This is a genomic window from Pseudomonas fluorescens (genome assembly GCF_000802965.1).
Taxonomy (GTDB): Bacteria; Pseudomonadota; Gammaproteobacteria; order Pseudomonadales; family Pseudomonadaceae; genus Aquipseudomonas; species Aquipseudomonas fluorescens_A.
On sequence record NZ_JSAK01000054.1, the window covers coordinates 1 to 1505 of the forward strand.

Here is a 1505-nt window from a genome sequence, read left to right on the forward strand (position 1 = left end):
CCCCCCCCCCTTCAAGTCTAAACATACAGGCGGGCTTGCCCGCGATGGGGCCGGTAAGGGCGACAGAAACTCCTGGCTGGTCTTTACTCTGAAGCGCGCAACCTCTCAATCGCCAAGGAGAAAGAGCATGTCCGGATGGTACGAAGTGAGCAAAAGCATCAGCGGCCAGTTCAAGTTTGTGCTGAAGGCGGCCAATGCCGAAACCATTCTGACCAGCGAGCTGTACACCACCCGCGCCGCGGCCGACAAAGGCATCGCATCAGTGCAGGCCAACAGTCCGCTGGACGAACGCTACGAAAAGAAAACCACCAAGGATGGCCATCCTTATTTCAATCTCAAGGCCGCTAACCACGAGATCATCGGCAGCAGCGAAGCCTATTCCTCGGAATCCGCGCTGGAGAAAGGCATCGCCAGTGTGAAGGCCAACGGGCCGACCAAGGTGATCAAGGACAAGACCTTGCCGGTGCTCTAAAAACACTACACCTCCTGTAGGAGCCGGCTTGCTGGCGATGGTGTTTCAGCTACATAAATGTTGACTGACACGACGCCATCGCCAGCAAGCCGGCTCCTACATTGGCGGTCAGCGCAATGTTTTTAACAGGCCTTGCAACTGACTGACCCCCGCCTCACCCAACGGGAACACCGGCAACCGCGGATCACCCACCTCCAGCCCGGTTTCACGCAAGCCCGCCTTGATCGTCGCCGGCAAGCCACCCTTGAGGATGAAATCCAGCAACGGCAACTGGCGATAGAACAGCTCGCGCGCCTTGCCCAAATCATTGGCCAGCACCGCGTCATACAAATCCAGATTGAGCTGAGGGATAAGGTTCGGCGCCGCCGTGCACCAGCCTTTGGCCCCGGCCGCGAAGGCTTCCAGCGCCAGTGGATTGCAGCCGTTGTAGAACGGCACTTGGCCTTCGCCCAGGCGTTGCAGTTGGTGCATGCGCTGAATGTCGCCGGTGCTCTCCTTGACCATGGTCACGTTTTCCACGCCTTTGACGATGCGCAGGATCAGGTCCACCGAGATGTCGGTGCCACTGGTGGCCGGGTTGTTGTAGAGCATGATCGGCACGCCGATGCTCTCGCCGATGGCGCGGTAGTGGGCGAGGATTTCCGCTTCGCTGAGCTTCCAGTAGGACGTCGGCAGCACCATCACCACGTCAGCGCCGTGGGCTTCGGCGAAACGTGCGCGACGGACTGCTTTGGCGGTGGTCAGGTCGGATACGCTGACGATGGTCGGTACGCGTTTGGCGACGTGTTTGATGCTGAACTCGGCAACCTGATCCCACTCCGCATCGCTCAGGTAAGCGCCTTCACCGGTGCTGCCGAGTGGCGCGATGGCATGCACACCGTCGTCGATCAAGCGGTCGATGGAACGCCCGAGCGCGTCAAGATCAACGCCTTCGCCGTTGGCGGTAAACGGGGTGATGGTGTAGCCGATGATGCCGTGAATGTTTGCAGTGGACATTGGGTTTCTCCGTACAAAATGTATGGTCAGCCCATCT

At 59.3% G+C, this 1505-nt stretch carries 2 protein-coding genes; one reads left to right on the forward strand and one right to left on the reverse strand.

The window, feature by feature from the left end; genetic code table 11:
- Positions 1-127: 127 nt before the first annotated feature.
- A complete protein-coding gene (locus NL64_RS29060; RefSeq protein WP_034151506.1) occupies positions 128-472 on the forward strand; it encodes a YegP family protein in 345 nt (114 codons plus the stop codon).
- 108 nt (positions 473-580) lie between these two features.
- Here NL64_RS29060 and NL64_RS29065 read toward each other — a convergent pair whose 3' ends face one another.
- Positions 581-1468, reverse strand: coding sequence for a dihydrodipicolinate synthase family protein (locus NL64_RS29065; RefSeq protein ID WP_034151507.1), 888 nt, complete (start codon positions 1466-1468; stop codon positions 581-583).
- Positions 1469-1505: the final 37 nt, after the last annotated feature.

What these genes read in the sequence shown, in the direction of transcription:
- NL64_RS29060 (WP_034151506.1), top strand. Translation starts at nt 128, where the DNA reads ATGTCCGGATGGTACGAAGTGAGCAAAAGCATCAGCGGCCAGTTCAAG.
- NL64_RS29065 (WP_034151507.1), bottom strand. Translation starts at nt 1,468, where the DNA reads ATGTCCACTGCAAACATTCACGGCATCATCGGCTACACCATCACCCCG.